Annotated in this window: 10 protein-coding genes; 4 read left to right on the top strand and 6 right to left on the bottom strand. The window is 71.7% G+C overall.

Translation table 11 applies throughout. The annotated features are described in order from the left end of the window. Positions 1-15: 15 nt before the first annotated feature. Positions 16-1,548 carry a PGRS family protein gene (locus WME95_RS20255; protein WP_437910003.1) on the top strand — a complete coding sequence of 511 codons (1,533 nt, stop codon included), beginning with the start codon at positions 16-18 and terminating at the stop codon, positions 1,546-1,548. Positions 1,549-1,584: 36 nt separating this feature from the next. On the opposite strand, the gene WME95_RS20250 is transcribed toward WME95_RS20255, so the two are convergent. Then, positions 1,585-2,373, bottom strand: a complete 789-nt coding sequence (locus WME95_RS20250) for a hypothetical protein (protein ID WP_437910002.1) — start codon at positions 2,371-2,373, stop codon at positions 1,585-1,587. 182 nt (positions 2,374-2,555) lie between these two features. Here WME95_RS20250 and WME95_RS20245 point away from each other — a divergent pair, with 182 nt between their 5' ends. Together WME95_RS20245 and WME95_RS20240 are read left to right on the top strand one after the other, a co-directional pair. After that, positions 2,556-3,788 carry a di-heme oxidoredictase family protein gene (locus WME95_RS20245; RefSeq protein ID WP_437910001.1) on the top strand — a complete coding sequence of 411 codons (1,233 nt, stop codon included), beginning with the start codon at positions 2,556-2,558 and terminating at the stop codon, positions 3,786-3,788. A gap of 81 nt (positions 3,789-3,869) precedes the next feature. Beyond that, positions 3,870-4,931, top strand: coding sequence for an EfeM/EfeO family lipoprotein (locus WME95_RS20240; protein WP_437910000.1), 1,062 nt, complete (start codon positions 3,870-3,872; stop codon positions 4,929-4,931). 46 nt (positions 4,932-4,977) lie between these two features. Here WME95_RS20240 and WME95_RS20235 read toward each other — a convergent pair whose 3' ends face one another. The 5 genes from WME95_RS20235 to WME95_RS20215 all read right to left on the bottom strand — a co-directional run bounded on the left by WME95_RS20235 (position 4,978) and on the right by WME95_RS20215 (position 14,076). Beyond that, the gene (locus WME95_RS20235) at positions 4,978-5,748 is read right to left on the bottom strand and encodes a PP2C family protein-serine/threonine phosphatase (RefSeq protein ID WP_437553864.1); all 771 of its coding nucleotides are present in this window, start codon (positions 5,746-5,748) and stop codon (positions 4,978-4,980) included. Between the two features lie 138 nt (positions 5,749-5,886). Beyond that, the gene (locus tag WME95_RS20230; RefSeq protein WP_437909999.1) at positions 5,887-7,392 is read right to left on the bottom strand and encodes a hypothetical protein; all 1,506 of its coding nucleotides are present in this window, start codon (positions 7,390-7,392) and stop codon (positions 5,887-5,889) included. A 251-nt stretch (positions 7,393-7,643) separates the two neighbouring features. Continuing rightward, positions 7,644-9,482, bottom strand: a complete 1,839-nt coding sequence (locus tag WME95_RS20225; RefSeq protein WP_437909997.1) for an OmpA family protein — start codon at positions 9,480-9,482, stop codon at positions 7,644-7,646. Between the two features lie 212 nt (positions 9,483-9,694). Further along, entirely contained in the window at positions 9,695-10,351 is a 657-nt protein-coding gene (locus WME95_RS20220) for a hypothetical protein (RefSeq protein ID WP_437909996.1), read from the bottom strand. Between the two features lie 254 nt (positions 10,352-10,605). Then, complete coding sequence (locus WME95_RS20215) at positions 10,606-14,076, bottom strand: thrombospondin type 3 repeat-containing protein (protein ID WP_437909994.1); 3,471 nt, start codon at positions 14,074-14,076, stop codon at positions 10,606-10,608. Between the two features lie 272 nt (positions 14,077-14,348). On the opposite strand from WME95_RS20215, the gene WME95_RS20210 reads away from it, so the two are divergent. Further along, complete coding sequence (locus tag WME95_RS20210; protein ID WP_437909992.1) at positions 14,349-17,981, top strand: Kelch repeat-containing protein; 3,633 nt, start codon at positions 14,349-14,351, stop codon at positions 17,979-17,981. Positions 17,982-18,152: the final 171 nt, after the last annotated feature.

Genomic DNA, 18,152 nt, shown 5'->3' with positions numbered 1-18,152 from the left:
CGGAATAGGAATAGTATGAGGATTCGATTCAAGGTTGATGCATGGGTAGTGGGGTTCATTCCGGTCGCGATGGCGTTGAGCGGCTGCTTTCACGAGTCAAACGTCGTCGGGATCATCGGAGACGAGCTGTCCGACGAGGACTGCACTCCGAGCAAGCACGATCCGGTCCCCCCGACGTGCGGGGTGTGGGTCTCGAGCACCCTGGGGAACGACGGCAACGCGGGGATCCAGAGGGCGCCCGTGAGGACGATCTCGGAGGCGTTGCAGCTCTCCCCGGACAAGGGAAGGCGCATCTATCTCTGCGCCCAGACGTTCGATGAAGCGGTGATCGTGCCCGGGGGACACAAGCTCTTCGGCGGGCTCGATTGCGACGACCGCTGGCGCTGGATAGGCGACAAGAAGAAGACCACGCTCACCGCTCCCGAAGGCGAGACGCCGCTCTCGTTCGACAACGGCGAAGGCGCGGCGGTGATCGAGGATCTCCACGTGAGCGCGCGCTCGATCCCGGTGACCCACACCGAGCTGGCAGGCCGATCGGCGATCGCCGCGAACAGCTCCGGGGTCCCTGTCCATTTCACGCGGTGCATCCTCGAGGCGGGCGACGGGGCGCCGGGGGCGAGCGGCGGGGCGTTCGTGGACGGCGCTGCCGAGAAAGGGATGACCGGCAACTTCGGCAACGCCGCGTGCTCGGCCACGACGGTCACCGGCGGGCTCCCCGTGAACAACACCTGCGGTACCCCCGACGATCGGTCGGACGACTCGCGCGGCGGCACGGGAGGGACGGGTGGCCTGGAGTCCGGGGGGGATGGAAGCAGCGGGTTTCCGAGCGATGGGATGAACGGCGGCAAGGGTGAGACCAGCACCCAGCGCTGCACCGCGGGGCAGGAGGGCGCGGACGGGGTGGACGGGAGTCCGGGCGCCGGTGCGACGGGCTTCGGCGATCTGTTCCTGAATGGGTACACTGGCCCGCTCGCTGGCGACGGGACGCCGGGCACGCGGGGCCAGGGCGGCGGAGGAGGCGGCGGTGCGAAGGGCGGCACCGGCGCGCAGATGTGTCCTTTCGAGGCCTCTGCGGCCGGCGCTGGCGGAGGCGCCGGGGGCGCGGGCGGGTGCGGGGGGCTCGGCGGCCGCGGCGGAGGCGCCGGCGGGGTGAGCATCGCCCTCTTCGTGGGGAGCGCGTCCATCGACTTGAACGACGTGGTCCTGAAGACCGGCCGCGGCGGCAATGGCGGCGACGGGGGCGAGGGCCAGCCGGGCGGCGAGGGCGGCGACCACGGGGCAGCCGGGACCCGAGGCGAGGCCACGGGGCTGAATGCCGCCTGCCCTGGCGGTCGCGGTGGCCGGGGCGGTCAGGGCGGCCGGGGCGGCGGCGGGCTCGGCGGCCACGCGATCGCCATCGCGTACGCGGGCATCGAGCCCTCGCTCACGAACACGACCATCGAGCTGGGTGAGGCCGGGATCGGAGGGCGCGGGGCCAGCCGAACCCATGACGGAGCCGACGGCGTGGCGGCGGAGATCTACGATATCGAGCAGCGGTTCCGGCAGTAGCGCGGCGTGAGGTCCGCGCCGCGACAGCGCCCCGCTCTACGCCGGCGCCGCGGGCGCGGGCCAGCTCCGATCCTCCTGCATGCAGCGGAGCTGCGTCACGCGCCGTCCCTCGGCGGTGGTCACCACGATCTCCCGAACGGGCGTGTCGCGCCGCGCGCGTCGACTCAGCTTCTCGACCACCAGGAAGCCCTCCCGCGCGCCCGCGAGGCGGAGGAACTCGTCGAACAGCGCGATGTGCGCGCTGCGCGTGCCCTCGTCGGCCGTCGCGATGCGCCGCTGGGTGGTGACGCCGATCGCCAGCGCGCCGCCCCGGGCCCGTACGACCATCGCAGGATCGAGCCCACGCTGGCTCTCGTCAGGCACCGTCCAGATGTCCGCGACCCCCGCCTCGGTGAGGCGTCGCTTCATGTAGTAGAAGGAAGACTCGAGCGTGTTGTTCCGGTACGGGATCGCCTTCGACTCGATCGGATCGACGTGATTCCGCCAGAACGCGATCAGCGCGCGCGCCCAGCGCCCGCCGTCGAGCCGGCGATCCTGGAACGGCCAGTCCTCCGCCATCGCCTGCGCGCACACGCCGCGCAGCGCCTGCTCGTCGATGCCGCGCGTCGCCAGGCAGGGCGCGCAGTGCATGTAGGCCGTTCCCCTGTCGAGGAGCGCGCCGCACATCGAGCAGATGTCGTTGCCGTAGCCGGGGCCCATGTACCGGAGCCAGCCGGCGCTGAGCTCCTCGTGAGCCGCGCGGCGCTCCTCGTTCCGCTCGATCTCCCGCAGTCCGTCCCGGAGGGCCTTCGAGGCCGCGCGCCGCTCGTCATCTCGCTGCTTCATCCGCTGTCCTCCAGCGTGAGCCCGTCCGCGCCGGCTCGCGCAGTGTAACGCCCGAGCCTCCGCCACGCTTCGCAAGGAGGTGGGATCCGCCCGCGCGCGATCCGGCACACCAGCCCAGCGAGCGCGCCGCCGGGGGTTATTGACGCTGACTTTCATTTACGGCTACGGTTCCGGTCGACGACATGTCACGATTTGCCCTGTTTCTTGCGCTCCCGCTGGTCTTCAATGTGGGTTGCGGCTCGGAGTCCGCTCCCGACGATCCTCTGGCTGGCATCACGCTGATCGGTGATGACCTCACCGACATCCCGCTGCACGACGCTTCTGCCGAGCAGGTAGCTCGGTTCAAGGACGGCGACGCGCTCTTCGATTTCGTCTTTCGCGAGCGCGATGGCCTCGGGCCGCTCTACATCCGGGCGGCGTGCGCCGGCTGTCACGACGGCGCCGCGCGCGGCCCGGGCGCGGTCCAGAAGATGGCGCTCGTCGAGGACGACGGCGTGACGCCGGCGGCGGATCAGGGGGGGCTCCCCTACGGACACACGTTGCGGCCCTACGCCGTCGGGGGGGCGACGACGCTCTCGCAGCCCGAGGCCGAGGCGACGATCAAGGTCTCGAAGCGCCTCGGCCCGCCGGTGTTCGGGCGCGGCTACATGGAGGCGGTCGACGACGCCGAGATCGAGCGGGTCGCGGCCGAGCAGGCCGCGCGCGGCGACGCCATCCGCGGGCGCATCAACCGCGTGGTGTTCCACTCGAAGAAGAGCGGGGACGAGTCGTTCTACGCCTTCGTCGAGGGCGACGAGAACCTCATCGGCCGCTTCGGGTTCAAGGCGCGGGTCGCCACGCTCGACGACTTCACGGCCGACGCCTACCAGGGCGACATGGGCATCACCTCGCCGCTCCGGCCGGACGAGCTGCCGAACCCCGACGGGCTCACGGACGACGCCAAGCCGGGCGAGGACGTGGTGCTCGACACGGTGAACGCCGTCGCCGACTACATGCGCTTGCTCGAGATCCCGAGGCGCGCGCCCGCCGACGCGCGCGGCCAGGAGCTCTTCGCCGAGGCCGACTGCGCCGCCTGCCATGTCCCCTCGCTGAGGACGCGCGCCGACTACCCGATCGCGCAGCTCGCGGACATCGACGCTCCGGTCTACACGGATTTCCTCCTGCACGACCTCGGCCCTGATCTCGCCGACGGGCTGGCCGACGAGTCGGCCAGCTCCGTCGCCTGGCGGACGGCGCCGCTCATCGGCGTGCGCCACAGCACCTCGTATCTCCACGACGGCCGCGCCAGGACCATCGAGCAGGCCATCTTGCTCCACGACGGCCCCGGCTCGGAGGCCGCCGCTTCGGTCGCCGCGTTCCGCGCGCTCTCCTACGAGGATCGCGGGGCGCTCATCGACTTCGTGCGCTCGCTCTGATCGACGTCCACCGAGACGCACACGCACCCGTCCACATCGCGCGCTCGCCCCACGCGAGCGGTGACAAGGAGCTCGAACATCATGCACATCCCCGCCCGCCTGCGGTCCGGTCTGGCCATCGCCGCCGCCGCCCTCTCGCTTCCTGCGTGCGGAAGCGACAACGAGACGCTGCTCACCGACGCGGAGTACGAGCAGCAGGCAGTGCTCGACGTGAAGGCCTTCATCCAGGACAACATCGACGAGTTCGCCGCCGCCACGGCCGCGCTCCAGGCCGCCGCGCCCGCGCCGGACGCCGACGGGTGGAGCGCGACGAGCGACAAGGAGGCCGTCGATGCCATGAAGGCCGAGTGGAAGAAGGCACGGCAAGCCTACGAGAGCGTCGAAGGAGCCATCGCGGTCGTCTTTCCGGATCTCGACTACTCGACGGATGCCCGCTACGACGCGTTCATCGAGGAGCAGGCCGACGACAACCTCTTTGATGGAGTGGGCGTGACCGGCGTACACGCCGTCGAGCGCATCCTCTGGGCCGACGCGATCCCGGAGCCCGTCCTCGCCTTCGAGTCTGAGCTCGATAACTACAGCGAGGCTGCCTTCCCTGCCACCGAGGCCGAGGCCGCGTCGTTCAAGGACGAGCTCTGCGCGCGCCTCGCGGCCGACGCGGCGAAGATGCGATCGGATTTCGGCTCGCTCGCGCTCGACGCGCCGTCCGCCTACCGCGGGGTCATCGCCTCCATCGCCGAGCAGGTGGAGAAGACCAGCAAGGCGGCGACCGGAGAGGAGGAGTCCCGCTACGCCCAGTACACGCTCGCCGACATGCGCGCGAACGTCGCGGCCGGCGTGGCGACCTACGAGGCCTTCCAGCCGTGGATCCTGACCAAGGGCGCCGAAGGCGCGGAGGTCGACGAGGCGGTGCGCGACGGCTTCGAGCGGCTGTCGAGCGCGTACGACGCGATCGAAGGCGACGCGCTGCCACCGCTTCCGGAGGGGTGGAGCGAGGCGGAGCCGACCGACGAGCAGCTCGCGACGCCGTTCGGGAAGCTGTTCTCGCTCGTGGAGCACGAGAGCGACGACGCGACCCCGGGCACGCTCGCCAGCGACATGACGAGGTCCGCCGATCTGCTCCGGATCAAGACGCTCCCGTAGAGCGGGGCGCGTCCTCGTGCGCCGAGGCGCGGCGCGCTCGGCCGCGTCAGCCGCCGGCGTTCCACCGCACGAGCACGCACGTGACGTTGTCGGGGCCGCCGTGCTCGTTGGCGCGGTCGATGAGGGACCGCGCCGTCGCGGCGAGGTCGCTCTCCTGCGCGAGCAGCTCGGCGATCTCCAGCTCGGGGACCGGGCCCGAGAGCCCGTCCGAGCAGATCAGCAGGAGGTCTCCGGCCTCGGGCCGCTCGACGCGCGTGGCCACGTCGACCGTCTTGCCCATCCCGAGCGCGCGCGTCACGACGTTGCGGGCGAGCAGCGGATCCACATCGTCAGGCAGCTGCTCGCCGGTGTTCAGGTGCTCGTTCCAGAGCGAGTGATCCTCGGTGAGCCGCTCGAGCCGGCGCCTTCGGTAACGGTAGACCCGGCTGTCGCCGACGTGCGCGATGCACGCCGAGCTCCCGTCGACGTAGACGCCCGCGAACGTCGTCCCCATGCCGTAGCAGAGCGGGTCGCGCTGCCCGACCTCGAAGATGCGCTCGTTGGCGCGCCAGATGGACGAGACCAGGCGCAGCTCGAGGGGCGTCACCTCGTCGTACCCCGTCGGCTGGGTGATCTCGCCCTCGCCGTCCTTGCAGAAGGAGCGCACGATGTCGACCGCCATCCGCGACGCGACCTCCCCACCGGCGGCGCCGCCGATGCCGTCCGCGACGACGAAGAGGCCGAGATCCAGATCGACCGCGAAGCTGTCCTCGTTGTGCTCGCGCTGGTGGCCGACGTGGCTGTCACCGGCGGCTTCGATGTGGAGCGGGGGGTTCACAGAGCTTCCTCGTCAGCGGGACGCGTGTCGTGACGGGAGCATCCAGCGGCGGGGCGCCTCGCGCAAGTCAGGAAGGAGCCCAATTCGAGTGAAGAGCGCCGGCCTGCTCGGGTACGTACGTGACGCGCGTGACGCGCGTCACGTGCGCAGCGCCGCGGTCGCTGGCGACTGGAGAGGCGGATGGGCGCCGTGCAGCTCGCTGCGCTGCCCGGCGGGGGGCGGGACGCTGGCCGTGAGGGCCTCGAAGCGGCCGTTCTTCCAGGTCACGAGGCCTCCCGAGAGGCGCGCGGCGCTGCCCGCCCCCGGCTCGGACCTCAGCCAGACCAGGGGACGCGCGGCGAAGACCGGCTTGGTGCAGGCCACGTCCTCGAAGGCCGCGGACCACGAGCCGGTGTTGCCGAAGAACAGCCCGCCCTCCCAGGTGCCCTCGGGCGTGTGCGTGTGGCCGAAGACGACCGCTCTGGCGCGATGGGCGCGGGCGACGTGGCGCGCGGCGCGACTGACGCGCTGCCACGTCGCGTCGAGCGGGAGCTTCGGCACGAGGCGCTCGTAGACGATGAGCGCCGCCGGCGCGACGAGCGCCCCCGGCGCGAGCCAGAGCGGAGCGAGCACCAGCCACACGAGCGCCACCGCGACCGCGAGCAGCGCCAGCGCGGCCCGGTCGAGCCACAGCTCGCGCGCGACGAGCCCCAGCCGATCCTCCGCCGGGGGTGCGAACAGGCGGGCGTGACGGGCCACGGCGCGGAGCGGGGCGCCCGTCTCCTGCGCCGCGGCGGCGAGGCTCTCGCGCAGGCGAGCGCGCCGCTCCGGCTCGCGCCGACGCACGAGCTCGACGAGCGTGCGGAGCGCGCCGAGCGCCCACGCCCCCGCGAGCGAGCGGCTGGAGAACATGTAGTAACGCGCCCAGTGCGCGAGGTACCCGAACGCGGACAGCATGAACGAGGCGTCCACGTGCGGGTTGAAGTAGCCCATGCGCGACACGAGCAGCCGGCACACGAGCGAGCCCATGGTGGGCTGGATCTCGCCCGGTTTACGCCCGAACGGGACCATCGGGTAGCGGTAGCTGCAATACGCGTCGTACTGGTTGCCGTGCTCCACGATGATGCCGTCGGGCGTCTTGTGGAACCACGCGCGAAACACGACGCGCGCGCCCAGCGCCGCGCGCGCGTGCGGGGCGCTGGAGAGCGGCGCGTCGCCCAGCGCGGCGAGCGCCGCATCGACGACGCGGGCCCGGACCAGGTCGCGCACCTCGGGCAACGTGAGCTGGACGTCGTGGTTGCCGGAGATGAACACGACGGTGTGCCCGTCCGCGACGACGCGACCGAGCGCCTCGATGAACACCGGGTGGTCCGCGAGGATCGCCGCCATCGCCGGCACCGCGTGCTCCGCGCTGCGGGGGAGATCGTGAAAGACGCTCTGCTGGTCGATCACGCGCGGCGCATCGAAGTCGAACACATCGCCGTTGAGCACGAGCGTGAGCTCATCGCGCCCCGCGCCGCGCGCCGCGCCCTGCCTCATCTCGTCCCGGAGCGCGTCCAGCATCGCCGCGACCTCGCTGTCGGGGGAGTAAGGAGCCTGACGGTAGCGCATCCACAGGCCGTCACCCGGCTCGAGCTCGCAAAGATGGATATCTGAGATCGCCACCGTATGGAGCATTCGATAAGGTGACACACTCGCCTGTCCACGGCCGTCAGGGAACGGTCACGGCCAGGGGTCGGGCGGCGGCGGAGGCGCATGCGGGCGCGGCGCAGCATGACGTGCCGCGGCGCCGCGATCGCCCTGGACTGCGAGGTATCGGCGTCCGCGCGTCTGGGCGTCTGTCGGGATTTGTGGTGTCTTGGGCGTTGTGTCGCTCGTGGTCGAGCGTGTTGCGCCGCGACGTCGGCGCTTGCTCGCTAGGGCTTTCCCTTGCGCTTGACGATCACGAACTGCACACGGCGGTTCTTCTGGCGCCCTGTCTTGACGCGGTTGTCCCCGACCGGCTGCTCGAAGCCGTAGCCCTTGGCGACGAGCTTCTCCCTCGGAACCCCGGCGGCCACGAGCCACGAGAGGACCGCGTCCGCGCGCTGCTGCGACAGGCGGAGGTTGTACTCCTCGGTCCCGTTGTCGTCGGTGTGGCCTTGCACCTCGACGAGCTCGATGTCCGGGTTCTGCTGGATGGTGTCGCGCACCTCGTACAGGACCTCGTCGGAGATGGGATCGACCGTCTCGGCGCGCGACTTGCCGTAGACGACGAACTGGACCGGCTTGGACGTCTTGATCTCGTCGGCGTTGACGCGAACGAACCTGGGGCAGCCGTTCTGTCGTGGATCGGGGTCGGAGGGCCCCCGCTCGTTCGGGCAGGCGTCCGCGGCGCCGCGCACGCCGTCGCCATCCGGATCGTCCGGGCAGCCGTTCTGCTTCGGGTCCCGGTTCGCCGGCCCCTTGGCCTTGGGGCAGGCGTCCGAGGCGTCGGCGATGCCGTCGCCGTCCGCGTCGCCAGGGCAGCCGACCTTCTTCGGGTCGTCGCTCGCCCCGCCGCGCACGCTGGGGCAGGCGTCGATGCCGTCGTGGAAGCCGTCGTCGTCCGAGTCCTCGGGGCAGCCGTTCTCCGTGGCGTCGGCGCTGCGGGCGCCCGGGGTGCTCGGGCACGCGTCGTCGATGTCGAGCACCGTGTCCCCGTCGCGATCGGCCGGAGGACATCCGTCCTTCGCGCGATCGGGCGAAGGATCGCCCTTCACGTCGGGGCACGCGTCGATCTCGTCGTTGATGCCGTCGTCGTCCCTGTCGCCCGCGACGGCGGCGGCCTGGGCGCGATCCGGGGCCGGCTTCGGGAGCGGCGTCCAGCCGACCATGCCGACGGCGCGGACCGGCGGTGTGCCGATGGCGTTCGTCAGGCCCGGGCCGACCGCGGCGCCGAACGTGAGGCCGTCGAGGACGCGCAGCTTGGCGCCGAAGAGCAGCTCGGCGTTGACGCCCGCCTCGTCGCGCTGCACCGGCGTGCTGGAGAGCAGGAGCTCGTTGCCGAGCGGCGCGCCGCCGTACGCCTCGGCGCCGAGCTGGAGGAGATCGTCGGCGATCAGGAGCCCGGCGGCGCCGCCGAACGTGAACAGCTGCGGCCGGTTGCGGCCGCCTCCGAGCTCGACGCCGCCGCTCGCGCTCCACAGGAACCCGAGCGACGAGCTCGCCGAGCCGACGCGCCCGCCGACGCTCGCGTGGACGGCGCCGCGGGCCTCCGCGTCGCCGGTGTACTGCGCCGGCGCGCCGGTGGGCGCGAACAGGTATCCGCCGATCCCGAGCTGGAACGGGCCTGCGTCTTCCCCGAGCAGGCGGACGCGCGCGCCGAAGCGCAGGTCGCCGAGCTCGGGCGCCGTCAGCTCGGTGAACTCGACGCCGGGGATGCCCGGGTCGTCGCCCCCTTGCGCGACGGCGAGGGGCGCGTCGATCGAGAGCAGGAGGCGGTCCCAGAGCGCGAGCGAGGCGTCGAGGCGGAGGAACGTCTGCGAAGAGACGAGGTCGACGGGGGTCTCACCGCTGGTGTGGATGGGGCGGTGAGCGTAATCGAGCATCACGTAGGCGCGCGGCGCGAGGTGGCCGGGAGCGGCCGGAGAAGGCACGCCGAAGAAGGCGTCTCCAGCGGGCGCCGGCTCGAACCGGTCGAGGGAGAACCCGCCGGTGGATTGACCGCGCGAGGCGCCGGCGAGCGTCATGAGGACGGCCGTGGACGCGACCGCTGCGACGGAGGAATGCCTCATCGGCCGGGCACGATAGCGGGGGCGCGTGGCGGGGGGCAACATCCGCATTTCTTCCCTGGCCGCGGCGATCCTGGGCGAGGTCCAGGAGGCGGCCTGCGACCCGCCCGCGCCGCGTTCGACGTGGCCACGACTCTGACCACAGGGCGACGGTGCGCGGAGGGCGCGCCGCGCCAGGGACGATCAACGGCTATGGAATGGCCGAGCGCGGCGCGTCACGGACAGTCGCCGAAGGCGCTGTTGGGAACGACGCTGCGCATGATATCCGCCGTGACGGTGGGGATGTCCTGTGTCCAGACGTGATCCGTGGGGGCCGCGTCGCAAGTCCCATTCTGCGAAAGGTCCACGTACCAGTGCATCTTGTACGCCTTGTCGCCGGGTATCTGCCCCGTCACGCTGAACGTGCCGTCGGCCTCGATCGCGTCCGACGCGCTCAGGGCCGGCGCGGCATCGCCGGCAGCGACGACGGCCACGTAGACCATGTCACCAGCGGTGTAGGCGGGAACGTAACCGGTGCCGCGGAGGGTGAAATTGAAGCTCTCGCCCGACGTGCCGCCAGCGCCGCCGGAGCCGCCTGCTCCCGCGCCGCCTGAACCGCCGGCGCCCTCGCCGCCCGTTCCCGTCCCGCCGGCGCCGCCCGTTCCCGCGCCGCCTGAGCCGCCCGTTCCCGCGCCACCAGCGCCGCCCGCTCCTTCGCCGCCAGCGCCGCCCGTTCCTGTGTTGCTCGTGCTGCCCTCACCCGTGGTGGTGGTCGTCGAGCTCGAGGTCGTCGCCTCCCCCGTGGCGTCGTCAGCTCCGCATCCCGCGCCCGTACCGGCGATGACGAGCGCGCCCATCGCCATCCACACCGCGATCCACCGAGATGCCTGCATGAGGGTCCTCCTTGAAGCTCCGTTATGGCGGGGCGCATCTCCGTGCGCCGCGGGCTCGTCCGCGCCGTTCGGCTCGCTGCGGCGTACTTTCGTGCGCCTCGCTCGCCTGCCTGGCGGCTGAGCCCGTATCACACGAATCTGCACCTCGCTATCCAAGATTGACGGTATCGGACGGCTGCGCCGACGAGGAGCCGCCGCGCTCGCCGGGTGTCGCTCTCAGGTGATCGTCAGAGCCCAGTTTCCGCGGCGTGGAATCATGCCGCCCGTCGCGGTTGCAGCCGGCCTCGCCGCCGGAGCACGGCGGCGAGGATCAGCAGCATGCCCCACGCCTCCCGGGGCATCGGCCCACGTCCCATGCGGCAGTCGCAGCCGCCTTGGAAATCCGGCGACGCCGCGCCGCCGCTGGTCGCGGTCGTCGTCGCGGCCTCACCGCCGGCGCCGCCCATGCCGCCAGCGCCGCCCGTCCCGCCGGCCCCTCCGCCGCCGCCGCTGCCGGTCGGATCCGGCGGCTCGCAGGCGTCACCCTGGCCGTCCTCGTCGGTGTCGGTCTGCTCGGGGTTCGCCACGCTGGGGCAGTTGTCGGCGTCGGTCACCACCCCGTCGCCGTCGGGATCGCAGGCATCGCCGAGATCATCGCCGTTCGCGTCTTCCTGCCCGGCGTTCGCCAGGCTCGGGCAGTTGTCGCAGATGTCGCCGTGGCGGTCGCCGTCGGCGTCCGCCTGATCGGCATTCACGATCTGCGGGCAATTGTCGTCCGCGTCAGGTATCGAGTCGCCGTCGGCGTCGTCATCGCAGGGATCGCCGAGGCCGTCGCCGTCGATGTCGGCCTGCGGCTCGCCCGGCGCAGGCGGCGGGTTCGCCGCGAAATCGCAGTTGTCGTCCTCGTTCGTCACCCCGTCGGCGTCCGGATCGCCGTCTGGATCGCACGCGTCGCCGGTCCCGTCGCCGTCGGCGTCTTGCTGCCCGGCGTTCGCCAGGCTCGGGCAGTTGTCGTCGACGTCGAGCGTGCCGTCGTTGTCCGAGTCGCCGTCGCACACGTCGCCCTTGCCGTCGCCATCGGTGTCCACCTGCGGCTCGCCCGGCGCGGGCGGCGGGTTCTCCATGAGGCGGCAGTTGTCGTCGCCGTCGAGCACGCCATCGTCGTCCGAGTCGGTGTCCCGGTAGTCCGGGGTCCCATCGCCGTCTGTGTCGATCGCCGGCGTATTCAGCAGAGCATCCCCGGCCTCTTCGGAGTCGAGCACCCCGTCGCCGTCGCTGTAGCGGTCCACGGCGTCGATGAACGCGTCACCGTCGGTGTTGTTGGCCGGATCGGCGGGATTGTCGCGGTTCAACACCTCCTCGAAGTCGCCGATCGTGTCGCCGTCGGAGTCGACGCTGGTCGGGTCGGTCCGGAGCGCCGCCTCCTCCGCATCCGTGAGGAGGTCGTTGTCGTCGTCGTCGTCGCAGACGTCCCCGTCGCCATCGCCGTCGGTATCGAGCTGGTTGGTGTTGATGTCGTATCCGCAGTTGTCATCTGCGTCGAGGACGCGGTCGTTGTCGTCGTCGTCGTCGCACGCGTCACCGAGCGCGTCTTCGGGCCCGGTCTTCGGGTTGTTCTCCTGCCCCGGGTTCGGCGTGGTGCGGCAGTTGTCGCCGCCGTCCGGCACCCCGTCAGCGTCGTCGTCGTTGTCGCACGCGTCGCCCTGCGCGTCGCCGCCCGCGAGGCTCTGGTCGGTGTTGATCTGCGTGCTGTTCGGCGCGAACTGGCAGTTGTCGGCGGCGTCGAGCACGCCGTCGGCGTCGTCGTCATCGTCGCACGCGTCGCCCAGCGCATCGCCGCTTGCAAGGTTCAGATCCGTGTTGGCCTGGGCGCTGTTCGGCGTCGTGATGCAGTTGTCGTTCACGTCGGGCACGCCGTCGGCGTCGTCGTCGTCATCGCAGGCGTCGCCGAACCCGTCGCCGTCGGTCAGGTCCTCGTCCGTGTTCGTCTGATCCAGGTTGCGCTGGAGCGGACAGTTGTCGGTTGCGTCGGGCACGCCGTCGGCGTCGTCGTCGTTGTCGCACGCGTCGCCCAGCGTGTCGCCGCCGGGCAGGTTCCGGTCCGTGTTGCGCTGGCTCGTGTTCGGCTCGGTCGGGCAGTTGTCGGCGGCGTCGAGCACGCCGTCGGCGTCGTCGTCGTCGTCGCACGCGTCGCCCTGCGTGTCGCCGGTGGCGGCGTCGGTGTTCGTCTGGTTCGCGTTAGCCACGTCCGGGCAGTTGTCGCAGGAGTCGCCTCTCTGGTCCCCGTCGCTGTCGCCCTGGTCGTTCGTGTCGTTCGGCCCGTTCGGCGTCGAGGGGCAATTGTCGCAGACGTTGCCGACCCCATCGTGGTCATCGTCGATCTGGCCGGCGTTGGCGACGCTGGCGCAGTTGTCGCAGGCGTTGCCGAGGCCGTCGCCGTCGCTGTCGACCTGGGTCGTGTTGGCGACCTCGGGGCAGTTGTCGCAAGCATTGCCGACGCGGTCTCCGTCGCCGTCGGCCTGGTTCGCGGTGATGAGGCGCGGGCAGTTGTCGCAATCGTCGCCGAAGCCGTCGCCGTCGGTGTCGACCTGGGTCAGGGTCGCGACGTACGGGCAGAGGTCGCACGCGTTTCCGAAGGCGTCGCCGTCCTCGTTCTGCTGATCATTCGCGCGGTCCGCGCAGTTGTCGCACGCGTCGCCCACCCCATCGAGGTCGCTGTCCGACTGGCTGGGGTGCGACGTGGCAGGGCAGTTGTCGCACGCGTTGCCGAACGCGTCGCTGTCCCCGTTCGCCTGGTCCGCGTTCGCGCGGCTCAGGCAGTTGTCGCAGGCGTCGCCGACCCCATCGCTATCCGCGTCTTCCTGACCGCTGTTGGGCGTGCCAGGGCAGTTGTCGCACGTGTCACCGTCCCCGTCGCCATCGCCGTCCGCCTGGTTCTCGTTCGCGCGGTTCTGGCAGTTGTCGCAGGCGTTGCCGATCGTATCGCCGTCGGTGTCCGCCTGGTTGTTGTTGGCCGTCCCAGGACAGTTGTCGCAGACGTCGCCGAAGAGGTCGCCGTCAGGGTTGCGCTGATCGGTGTTCGGCGCGTTTGCGCAGTTGTCGCAGTCGTCTCCAACGCCATCGTTGTCCCTGTCCCGCTGATCGTTGTTGTGTGCAGTGGGGCAGTTGTCGCAGGCGTCGCCGTAGTTGTCGCCATCGGCATTGGCCTGGTTGGCGTTCGAGACGTTGAGGCAGTTGTCGTTGAAGTCGGTGTCGCCATCCGCGTCGTTGTCGGTCTCGCAGATGTTCCCCCGCCCGTCGCGATCGCTGTCGAGCTGATCCTCGTTGCGATCTCCATCGCAGTTGTCGCAGACATCCGGGACGCCATCGCCATCGTCGTCGAAGTCCGGATCCGCGGCCAGGGGCGTGGGAATCGTCGGACACTTGTCTGCGGTGTCCGCTATCCCATCGCCGTCGTCGTCGAGATCCGTGTCATCCGGGGTGCCGTCGTTGTCATCGTCATCGTCGCAAGCGTCGCCCTGACCATCGCCATCGCCGTCGTACTGGCTCCGGTTGCTGACCCCAGGGCAGTTGTCGACGCCGTTCGCGACCTCGTCATTGTCCGTGTCCCACAGCGTCGCGCTCGCCGGCCGGGGCGCGAGCGCCACGAGCGTGAGCAGGCCCGCGATCAGCGGCAAGAGCCCGCGTCGCGCAGCGCCGGCGTGCGCGAGGTGGCGGGACATCCAGGGCAAGGCGGGGAAAGTCATCGCGGCTCCTCCAGACAGATCGCGCCGTACGCGACAGCGCCCCCGTAAGCCTACCCAGTTTCGCCCGCCTCCTGGGGAGGTTTTCCTCGGCCGCGCGCTCGATCGAGCGGCGATCGCCCGCCGCCACGTCTCCGTGTCGGAGGCCACGTCGGAGGAGCCCCCGCCTCTCTCGACGCGCCGCCTCACTTGTTCGGCGGCGGGCCGCCTTCTGTTAGGATGGCCCAGATCCGCCCTCTCACGTCGCGCGCGCCGCGCCGACCACGGAACGACCCTTGCGAAACCACCGCGTGCTGCGACTCGGCTTCAGGCTGCGAACGGCTGCGCTGCTCTCTGCGTGCGCCATTCTCCCCCAGGTCCTTGGCTGCTCCGACGAGGGCGCCTCGCGCCGCTCCCCCCCGGCCGGCCCCGGGTCGCCTCAGGCGGCGCCGCCCGGAGCGCGCGCCCGCATCGCCGCGATCCGCGCGCGCTTCGCCAACGCCATCGCCGCGAGCCCCGTCAAGATCGTCGCGGCGACTCCGGCCGGCGCCCTGCGCGCGGCAGCCCCGGAGGCCGCCGCGGCGTCCGTCGAGCTCCCGGCGCGCGCCGCCGGTCCGGTGCGCCTCGCCGATGGCGCGTCCCGCGTCTCGATCGCCTTCTCCCTCGTCGATGCCGCGGACGTGCCTGCCGCGGTCGACAGCGGCCTCGTCCTCTACGCAGGCGCGCTGCGCGCCGAAGGCGGCGGCGCCCGCGACGTCCTGCACCGCGTCCTCCCGCACGGCACCGAGGACTTCGTCGTCTTCGAGCAGGAGCCCACGCGCAAGGAGCTCCGCTACCGGGTCGACGTCACCGCCGTCTCGGGCCTCCGCCTCGTGGAGCGCACGCTCGAGTTCCTCGACGCCGGCGGCTCGCCCCGCCTGCGCGTCGCGCCCCCCTACCTCGTCGACGCGAACGGCGCGCGCGTTCCGGCCTCGCTCTCCGTCGAGGGCTGCGCCGTCGACACGAGCCCTCGCGCCCCGTGGGGCCGGCCGGTCACCCCGCCGGGCGCGCCGGATTGCACGGTGATCGTCGGATGGCAGCCCGCCGGCGTTCGGTACCCGGCGCTCGTCGACCCGCAGTGGATCGCCACGACAAACCAGATGATCACGCCGCGCGCCCGTCACACGGCCACCGTGATCGACCCGGCGAACCCTGCGAGCCCCGTGCTCTTCGCGGGCGGGTTCGACGCGTCCGGGGGCGCGCTCGCGACGGCGGAGCTGTACTTCCCGCTCGACCGCACGTTCGCGAGCACCGACGCGATGGACGTCGCGCGCGGCGCCCACACCGCCACGGCCGTCACGAAGCTCGCCCCGGCCGCGCCGTCGGATCCTGCGCCTCCGCCGCCGGCGGTCGTCGTCGTGGGCGGCAGCAGCCAGCGCACCAGCGGCACGCCGGTCGCCGCCGTCGAGGTCTACAACCCGGCCACCGGCCAGTTCGTCAGGGACGCCGGGGCCTCTCTGGGCCGGTTCAATCACTCGGCCACCCTCCTCGATCCAGGCGTGGTCCTGGTCGCAGGCGGCCTCGCGGATCCGCTCAACCAGCCCACGAGCACCGCTTCCCTCTACACCTTCAGCGCCTTCGGACCGAACGGCGGCGCGCCCGTCGCGAGCACGCTCGCCTCCGTGGGCAGCATGGCGACCTCGCGCCACGCCCACACGGCGGTCCGCCTGAAGGCGGGGAACGTGCTCGTCGCAGGCGGCTTCGTCCTCTCGGGCGCGGCGCTCACCTCGGCCGAGATCTTCCACGAGGACGAGGGCGTCTTCCGGCCGATCTCCGTCCTCTCACCCTCCGCGACCCCGATGACGGCGCAGATGAGCGCCCTCCGCGGCTTCCACACGGCGACGCTCATCGACCGTACGGAGGCGCTGGGCGGCCAGGCAGCGACGACGCTCGATTCGGGCGAGGTGATCCTCGTCGGAGGCACCACCCGGGTCTCTGGCGGCGCTTACGTCCGCACCCTCGACATCTACCACGACGGCGTGGCCGATCCGACGAAGCGGGGCTTCGAGCTCCAGCCGACGCCGATCTCCATGGCGAACGCGCGCGCCAACCACACGGCCAGCCTGCTGCCGACCGGCGACGTCCTCATCGCCGGCGGGTTCGATGGCACGACCTCGCTCTCGAGCGCCGCCATCTACGATCCGCTGACCAGGAAGTTCAGCGCCCTCACCCTGCCGGCCGGCTCGCTTGCACAGGAGGCTCGCCGGGAGCACGCCGCCGTCGTCGTCAACGCCGGCACCGACCGCGTCGCAGGCCGGGCGGTGCTCGTCGCGGGCGGCATCGGGGCCACGAGCGCGCAGCCGCTCGCCAGCGCGCAGCTGCTGATCAAGGCGAACGGCGAGGCGTGCGTGCACGATCAGGAGTGCGCTTCAGGGCATTGCTCCGATACGGAGAACGTCTGCTGCAACGAGGCGTGCGATCAGGAGTGCTTCTCGTGCACGGCGTCGGGCAAGGGGACGGGCAGCGATGGCACGTGTGGTCCTGCGAAGCCCGACACGGAGCTCCCGGTCGTCTGCGTCAACCAGATCGAAGTGCACAACCGCTGCGATGGCCAGGGGCGCGCGCTGGCTCATGAATCCACGAAGGACTGCAAGCCGGGCCGCTGCGGCAGCAACAACAGGTGCATCCTCTATTGCCTGGACGACTGCGGTTGCGACGAGAGCGGTTGGTGTGACGTCGGCGTCGGCGATCCGGACGCCTGCGGTGAGGCCGGCGGCGCCGGAGGTGCATCGTCCGGAACGGGTGGTGGTGGTGCGGGCGGCGCGTCCACCGGCGCGGGTGCAGGCGGCGCAGGCGGCGCAGCCGCCGGAACGGGTGGCGCGGGCGGTGCGTCCGCCGGAACCGGTGGCGCGGGCGCAGGCGGCGCAGCCGCTGGATCGGGGGGCGCTGGTGCCGGCGGTGCAGGCGGCGCGTCCGCTGGATCCGGTGGCGCCGGTGCCAGCGGCGCCTCCGTTGGATCGAGTGGCGCGGGTGCCGGCGGCGCAGCCGCTGGAGGCAGCGGAGGTGCGGGTGGCGCAGGCGGAGCGTCCGCGGGATCGGGGGGCGCACCGCCCGGGTCGGGTCTGTGTCTCGATCGACTCGCCAACGGCGCCGAGTGCACGCGTGATCGCCAGTGCGTCTCGGGCCATTGCGTCGACGGTTTCTGCTGCGATTTCCGGTGCGATGGCCAGTGTCAGGCATGCGACGTGGTGAACAACGTCGGCAGGTGCACGAACGTCGGGACGCCTGTCGAGCACGAGTCGCCGCACCCCAACGAGGGCGGCACCTTCCAGCGTGAGGCCTGCCCCGGTGAGGGCGCGTGTGCCGGTTACTGCGGCGGCGCCACCGACGCGAAGTGCATGTTCCCTGTGGAAGGGGCGGTCGCGAAGACCTTCACGTGCTCCTGCCCGGACGAGGGCTGCATCGTGGGTCCCGCGACGCTCACGCGCTTCTTCTGCGCAGGAGACGGCCGCGAGAACGAGCCGGTGGTCGAGCGCTGCGGCGGGTTCAAGTGCGCGGACGAGACCGCCTGCAAGACCTCCTGCGCCTCCGACGACGACTGCATCCAGGACTTCGTCTGCCTCGACGGCGTCTGCGCCGACCTCGAGGAGATCGGGCCGCGCTGCGACGGCGAGCACACGCTCCGATCCCCGGGCGTCGACACCGACTGCACCCCGTACAGCTGCCCGCCGGGCGGCAGCGCCTGCGCCTCACCGTGCAGATCGGTGGCCGACTGCGTCGATGGCATGGTGTGCAACCTCGCGAACCAGTGCGTCCCGCAGATCGATCCGTCGGAGGTCCCGTCCTGCTCCTGCAGCGTCGTCGGCGCCCCCGCCGAGCGCACCGCCGCAGGCCTCTCCGTCCTCGTCGGCGTCGCCGCGGCGCTGGCCGCCCTTCGCCGCCGGCGCTAGAGCGGCGGTCACCCGCTTCGGATACGGGCCCACCTCGACGTTTTCGGTGCTCAGCGCACGGGAGTGCGCTTGCGCGCCGAAAACGCCGATCTGGGCCCGTCTCCTGTGCGGGAGACCGCCGCTCTGCTCGGCATGGTGCTGAGGGGGCGGAAGATCGCGACGCACGCAGCG

Source organism: Sorangium sp. So ce327, assembly GCF_051530205.1.
Taxonomy (GTDB): Bacteria; Myxococcota_A; Polyangia; order Polyangiales; family Polyangiaceae; genus Sorangium; species Sorangium cellulosum_B.
Note: the sequence above shows the minus strand (reverse complement) of the source record. Positions and strands in the feature narration are given on the sequence as shown.

Coding starts and splice junctions, on each gene's coding strand:
- WME95_RS20255 (WP_437910003.1), top strand. CDS start 16: ATGAGGATTCGATTCAAGGTTGATGCATGGGTAGTGGGGTTCATTCCG.
- WME95_RS20250 (WP_437910002.1), bottom strand. CDS start 2,373: ATGAAGCAGCGAGATGACGAGCGGCGCGCGGCCTCGAAGGCCCTCCGG.
- WME95_RS20245 (WP_437910001.1), top strand. CDS start 2,556: ATGTCACGATTTGCCCTGTTTCTTGCGCTCCCGCTGGTCTTCAATGTG.
- WME95_RS20240 (WP_437910000.1), top strand. CDS start 3,870: ATGCACATCCCCGCCCGCCTGCGGTCCGGTCTGGCCATCGCCGCCGCC.
- WME95_RS20225 (WP_437909997.1), bottom strand. CDS start 9,482: ATGAGGCATTCCTCCGTCGCAGCGGTCGCGTCCACGGCCGTCCTCATG.
- WME95_RS20220 (WP_437909996.1), bottom strand. CDS start 10,351: ATGCAGGCATCTCGGTGGATCGCGGTGTGGATGGCGATGGGCGCGCTC.
- WME95_RS20215 (WP_437909994.1), bottom strand. CDS start 14,076: ATGACTTTCCCCGCCTTGCCCTGGATGTCCCGCCACCTCGCGCACGCC.